Source organism: Streptomyces sp. NPDC054840, assembly GCF_053611065.1.
In genome coordinates this window covers 1-6064 of sequence record NZ_JBSGZP010000458.1, presented here as the reverse complement: position 1 = coordinate 6064, position 6064 = coordinate 1, and the positions used below count along the sequence as shown (strand labels likewise).

The 6064-nt window shown below is 72.4% G+C and carries 6 protein-coding genes; 4 read left to right on the top strand and 2 right to left on the bottom strand.

What is annotated here, in order from left to right; genetic code table 11:
- The 3 genes from ACWGIU_RS26790 to ACWGIU_RS26780 form a co-directional block, all read left to right on the top strand.
- A partial coding sequence (locus tag ACWGIU_RS26790) for a WS/DGAT domain-containing protein (protein ID WP_453709895.1) occupies positions 1 to 541 on the top strand: 541 nt, incomplete at its 5' end.
- A gap of 76 nt (positions 542 to 617) precedes the next feature.
- Positions 618 to 1718, top strand: a complete 1101-nt coding sequence (locus tag ACWGIU_RS26785; RefSeq protein WP_453709893.1) for an NADH:flavin oxidoreductase/NADH oxidase — start codon at positions 618 to 620, stop codon at positions 1716 to 1718.
- A 136-nt stretch (positions 1719 to 1854) separates the two neighbouring features.
- Positions 1855 to 2202: an ArsR/SmtB family transcription factor gene (locus ACWGIU_RS26780; RefSeq protein ID WP_453709891.1), complete on the top strand. Its 348-nt coding sequence runs from the start codon at positions 1855 to 1857 to the stop codon at positions 2200 to 2202.
- 74 nt (positions 2203 to 2276) lie between these two features.
- Here the strand turns inward: ACWGIU_RS26780 and ACWGIU_RS26775 are convergent, their stop codons facing one another.
- Both ACWGIU_RS26775 and ACWGIU_RS26770 read right to left on the bottom strand, forming a co-directional pair.
- Positions 2277 to 3641, bottom strand: coding sequence for an FAD-dependent oxidoreductase (locus tag ACWGIU_RS26775; protein WP_453709889.1), 1365 nt, complete (start codon positions 3639 to 3641; stop codon positions 2277 to 2279).
- Positions 3642 to 3693: 52 nt separating this feature from the next.
- Positions 3694 to 4383, bottom strand: coding sequence for a DUF305 domain-containing protein (locus ACWGIU_RS26770; protein ID WP_453709897.1), 690 nt, complete (start codon positions 4381 to 4383; stop codon positions 3694 to 3696).
- A gap of 83 nt (positions 4384 to 4466) precedes the next feature.
- Here ACWGIU_RS26770 and ACWGIU_RS26765 point away from each other — a divergent pair, with 83 nt between their 5' ends.
- Positions 4467 to 5951 carry an LVIVD repeat-containing protein gene (locus ACWGIU_RS26765; RefSeq protein WP_453709888.1) on the top strand — a complete coding sequence of 495 codons (1485 nt, stop codon included), beginning with the start codon at positions 4467 to 4469 and terminating at the stop codon, positions 5949 to 5951.
- The last annotated feature ends 113 nt before the right edge of the window (positions 5952 to 6064 follow it).

The window sequence follows — 6064 nt, the reverse complement described above, 5'->3', positions numbered from 1 at the left end:
GGGCGATCCCGAGCCCTGGGGTGCGGGCCCGCGTGCCCTGATCCCCGTGTCCCGCCGCCGCGGGCCCGGAGGCTCGGGGGGCGCCGGGAACCGGCTCTCCGGTTATCTGCTCCGGCTGCCGCTCGCCGAACCCGATCCGCTGCGCCGCCTGGACAGCGTGCGCGCCGCCATGGACCGCAACAAGGACGCCGGACCCGCCCGTGGCGCCGGGGCCGTCGCCCTGCTCGCCGATCACGTCCACCCGCTCGGCCACCGGCTCGGCGGCCCGCTCGTGGCGCAGGCTGCCCGGCTGCTCTTCGACATCCTGGTCACCAGCGTGCCGCTGCCGAGCTTCACCTTCACCCTCGGCGGCAGCCCGGTCCGCGAGGTATACCCGCTCGCCCCGCTGGCCCGGGGGCAGTCGCTGGCCGTCGCGGTCTCCACGTACAAGGGGACGGTCCACTACGGACTGGTCGCCGACGCCGCCGCCGTCCCGGACCTGGCGGCCCTGGCCGGGGCGCTGCGCGCGGAACTCGACGAGCTTGTACGACGGACTTCGTAGTACGAGAGAATTCGTAGTACGGTGACTCTCGTACTTGGTCGATCCCCGGCATGCCCGGTCGTATCTGGAGAGCCTGATGAGTGCTGCACCCGCCGCCTTCGCCGCCCTGTTCGCGCCCTACACGCTCCGCTCCGTCACCATCCCGAACCGGGTGTGGATGGCCCCGATGTGCCAGTACAGCGCCGAGGCGTTCGGCCCGAACGCGGGCGTGGCCGGCGACTGGCACTTCGCGCACTACACCGCCCGCGCCACCGGCGGTACCGGACTGATCATCCAGGAGGCCACCGCCGTCTCCCCGGAAGGCCGTATCTCCCCCTACGACCTCGGCATCTGGAACGACACCCAGGTCGAGGCACTTCGCCGGATCACCTCCTTCGTCAAGGCCCAGGGCGCCGTCCCCGGCATCCAGCTCGCGCACGCGGGCCGCAAGGCCTCCACCGACCGCACCTGGAAGGGCGGGCGACCGGTCGGGCCCGAGGCGCACGGCTGGCAGTCGGTCGCCCCGAGCCCCCTGCCGTTCTCCGAGGGATACCAGGTACCGCACGAGCTGACGGTCGAGGAGATACGGGAGATCACCGCCCGGTTCGCCGCCGCCGCCGAGCGCTCGCTGGCCGCGGGCTACGAGGTCGTCGAGATCCACGGCGCCCATGGCTACCTCATCGGTGAGTTCCTCTCCCCGTACAGCAACCAGCGCGCCGACGAGTACGGCGGCTCCTTCGAGAACCGCACCCGCTTCGCCCTCGAAGTCGTGGACGCCGTGCGGGCGGTGTGGCCCGAGGAGCTCCCCCTCTTCTTCCGGATCTCCGCCACCGACTGGCTGGAGGAGGAGGGCTGGACCGCCGACGAGACGGTCCGGCTGGCAGACCTGCTGCTGGAACACGGCGTGGACCTGCTCGACGTCTCGACCGGCGGCCTCGCCCCGCACGCCGAGATCCCCGTCGGCCCCGGCTACCAGGTCCCCTTCGCGGCCCGGGTCAAGGCCGGCACCGCCCTGCCCGTGGCCGCCGTCGGCATGATCACCGCACCGGAGCAGGCCGAGAAGATCCTCGCCAACGGGGAGGCCGACGCCGTCCTGCTGGGCCGGGAACTCCTCCGCGACCCGTACTGGGCCCGCCGCGCGGCCAAGGAGCTGGGCGGGGAGATCCGTACGCCCGAGCAGTACCACCGCTCCTGGTGACGCTTGTTCGGCTCCGGCGGCCCCGCCCCGGAGCCGTACCGCCGGTTTCCCCGGCCCGCCCGCTTGCTTCGACGACTCTCGTACCATGGGGCCGCAGCAGCCCCGAACGCACCGACCGAGTGAGTGGAGCAGGGACATGACGGAACGGGACACCTCCCGCACCCTCGTCCACCCCGAGCCGGGTGAGATCCGCCTGGAAGGCGTGCTGCACGCGCTCTCCGACCCGGTCCGGCTGTCCATCGTCCTGGACCTGGCCGCCTCGGCCGAGGACCTGGCCTGTTCGTACTTCGACCTGCCGGTCACCAAGTCCACGACCACCCACCACTTCCGCGTCCTGCGCGAGAGCGGCGTCGTACGCCAGGCCTACCGCGGCACCGCCAAGCTCAACGCCCTGCGCCGGGAGGAACTGGAGGCGCTCTTCCCCGGCCTCCTCGACAGCGTCCTGGTCGCGGCCGCGGCCGAGGCGGCCCGGCTCACGTCCTGAGGAGGTCGAGCCCCCTCGGTTCCGCGGCGGCCCACGGGCGTCCTGCCGATCAGGCATGATCGGCGAGAAACCCCCTAGGCCGGGCCCAAGTCCGCCGCGCCCAACAGGCCCGGCCAGTCCGGAATCTTGACGGAGCGTCGGCCGAGGGAGCGTCCCAGATCGGCCTCGGCCGCCTCGATGGCCAGCCAGCCCGGCCACGGGACCGGGCGCAGACCCGCCGCCCGCAGAGCGTCCAGCGGATCCCCCGGGAGGTCGCGCCGGGCCAGCGCCCCCGCGTCCTGGAGCAGCGCGGACACGGTCTCCTTGGCACAGGGCCGGTTCGTGCCGATCACCCCGGTCGGGCCGCGCTTGATCCAGCCCGCCACGTACTCGCCGACCGAGGCCCGGCCCCCACGCAGTACCCGGCCCGCCGCGTGCGGGACCGTACCCTTCGCGGGGTCGAACGGCAGCCCGGCGAGCGCGACGCCCTTGTACCCCACCGAGCGCAGCACCAACTGCGCCTCGATGTCCTCGTACACGCCCGTCCCGGTCACCCCGCCCAGGCCGTCCGGGGCGGTGCGCTCGAAGCGCATCCCGGTGACACGGCCGTCCGGCCCGCCCAGGATCTCCGCCGGCCGGAGGTAGAATCGCAGCGCGATGCGGCGCGGCTGCCCGCCCGGACCGGCTTCCGCCCAGCCGCGCAGCACCTCCAGGTTCCGCCGGGCCACCGCCGGCAGGGCGGCGGCCGCCGCCGGATCGGCGTACACGGGGTCGAGAGCCAGTTCGGCCGGATCGGCCCCGATGCCCACGCCCGGCAGGGTGCCCAGTTCGCGCAGCTCCTTGGTGGTGAACCTGCCCTGCGAGGGACCGCGCCGGGCGACCATCGACACCGTGCGCACCCCGCTCTCCGCGAGCGCGCCGAGCGCGGGCTGCGGCATGTCCGTCGGCGTCAGTTCGGCCGTGCCCCGGGCCAGGATCCGCGTCACGTCCACCGCGACGTTGCCGGCCCCGACCACCACCGCCGCATCCACCCCGGGCAGGTCGAACGCCTCGGCGGCGGCGTCCGGGTGCCCGCTGTACCAGGACACGAAGGCCGTGGCGGAGTGCACCCCGGTCAGCTCCTCGCCGGGGATCCCCAGCATCCGGTCCCGGGCGGCGCCGACGCAGTACACCACCGCGTGGTACAGCTCCAGCAGCCGGTCCGTGGGCAGCGCCTCCCCGCCGACCTCGACGTTGCCGAGGAAGCGGATCCGCTCGTCCTCCAGGACGGTGCGCAGGCTGCCCTGGAGCGACTTGATCTTCTCGTGGTCCGGGGCGACCCCGTACCGCACGAGCCCGTAGGGGGCGGGGAGCCGGTCCAGCACGTCCACCCGCACCCCGGGCACCTCGCGCTGCTGCACCAGCGTCTGGGCAGCGTAGACCCCGCTGGGGCCTGATCCGACGACGGCGACACGAAGCACGGCGGAGCTCCTCCCGCAGGTGGTCCCAGCATGACACCGGCCCCCCGCGGAGTCAGCCCATGGCGCGCATCCGGTGGATCTCGGCGCTCTGCGTGGCCACCACCTCGGTGGCCATCTCCTCCACGGCCACGTTGTTCCCGCCCGCCAGAGCCTCGCCGGCCATCTGCACGGCGCCCTCGTGGTGGGCGGTCATCAGCTTCAGGAAGAGCCGGTCGAAGTCGGCCCCCCTGGCCGCGGTGAGCTCCGCCAGCTGCCGCTCGGTCGCCATCCCCGGCATCGCGCCGTGGTCATGGCCCGCCGCCGGTGCGGGAGGCGTGGCCGCGGTCGTGGCGGGGTGGCGGGCCAACCACTTCTCCATCGCGCCGATTTCGGGTTTCTGGGCCGCCGCGATCCGCTCCGCCAGCCGTTTGACCCCGTCCGCCGCGGCCCGATCCGGTACCAGCGCGCTCATCGTCAGCGCCTGCCGGTGGTGTTCGATCATGTGGGACACGTAGGTGTGGTCGGCGGCGTTCGGGCTGTCGTCAGGCTTCGCCTTCGCGGCCTCCTCGGGGGTGAGGTGGCGGGCCTTCTCGCCCGGCCCGCCCGGGGCGACGATCGTGGCCCGGCCGTCCTCGGCCCGGTCCGATCCGTTCCCGCCCTGGCAGCCGGGGAGCGTCAACAGGAGGCCGGCGGCCGCGACCGCCACGGAGAACCGGCCGGACCACGCCGATAAGGCCGTGCGGGCCCTGGGGGCTTTTGCCATGTCCATGAAGGGAAGATACTTCCGGGGTCCTGGTTCCGCTCCCTCGCGGACGGAACCGATCGTGTCTCTCAAGGGAGGGCACAGTGACCTCGTTACACAGCAGGCGGGTACGGAACCGGAGCGTGGGGGTGGCCGTCGCCGCGGCCGGGCTCCTCGCCACGCTCCTCGCGGCCGGACCGGCGGCCGCCACCCCCGACCCGGGCGATCCGGCCCCCGGCGGTGCGCATCAGCACGACGCGGGCCTCGCCGAGGGCCGGGGGCTCGCCCCCGGCGACATCCCCGGCCAGGACGAGATCGTGCACAGCGCCAACGTCAAGCCCCTGGCCAACATCCCCAGCAGCGACCCCGCGGGGATCAACACCGACCTGGCCTTCCAGGGCAGGTACGCCTACGCGGGCAGCTACAGCGGCTTCACCATCTACGACATCGCGAACCCGAAAGCGCCGAAGACCGTCACCCAGGTGCTCTGCCCCGGCGGCCAGAACGACATCTCCGTCCACGGCGACCTGCTCTTCCTCTCCACCGACTCCTCGCGCAGCGACGACTCCTGCAACAGCGACTCGCAGCCCGCCACGGAGAAGTCCTCGTGGGAGGGCATCAAGATCTTCGACATCAAGGACAAGAAGAACCCCAAGTACATCAAGTCCGTCGAGACCGCCTGTGGTTCGCACACCCACACCCTGGTGCCGGGCGACCGCGACCTCTACCTCTACGTCGCCTCGTACTCCCCGAACGAGGCCTTCCCCGACTGCAAGCCGCCGCACGACGGCATCTCGGTCGTGAAGGTCCCGAAGAAGACGCCGACGAACGCCGCGGTCGTCGCCTTCCCGGTCCTCTTCCCCGACGGCGGCAACCCGGGCGCGCCCACCAACCCCGGCGTCTCCAAGACCACCGGCTGCCACGACATCACCGTGCTGCCGTGGAAGAACCTGGCCGCCGGCGCCTGCATGGGTGACGGCATCCTCTTCGACATCAGCAGGCCCGAACAGCCGCGGGTCATCGACCGGGTCCAGGACAACGTGAACTTCGCGTTCTGGCACTCGGCCACCTTCAACGAGCGGGCGAACAAGGTGGTGTTCACCGACGAACTCGGCGGCGGTGGCGGCGCCACCTGCAACGAGGCCACCGGTCCCGACCGCGGCGCCGACGGGATCTACGACATCACCGGCAGCGGGGACCAGCGCAAACTCGCCTTCCGCGGCTACTTCAAGATCCCTCGCCACCAGGCCGACACCGAGAACTGCGTGGCGCACAACGGTTCGCTGGTCCCCGTCGGCGGCGATCGCGACATCATGGTGCAGGCCTGGTACCAGGGCGGCGTCTCCGTATGGGAGTTCACCGACTCCGCGCGGCCCCGGGAGATCGCGTACTTCGAGCGCGGGCCGCTGACGACGGACCAGCTCGGACTCGGCGGGTCCTGGTCGGCGTACTACTACAACGGACACATCTACTCGAACGACATCGTCAAGGGCCTCGACGTGCTGCGGCTCGACGACCGGCGCACCGAGAGCGCCACGCGGGTGCGCATGGACCGGCTCAACGTGCAGACCCAGCCCGAATACCACTGACCCCAGGAGCGCCGGGGGCTAAGGGCTGTCCCGTAATCCCCGGCGGGCGCACGACGCCGGCTACGGCACCTCGCCGCGTTGTCGGAACGCCCGAATACGCCCAGTATGGGGGC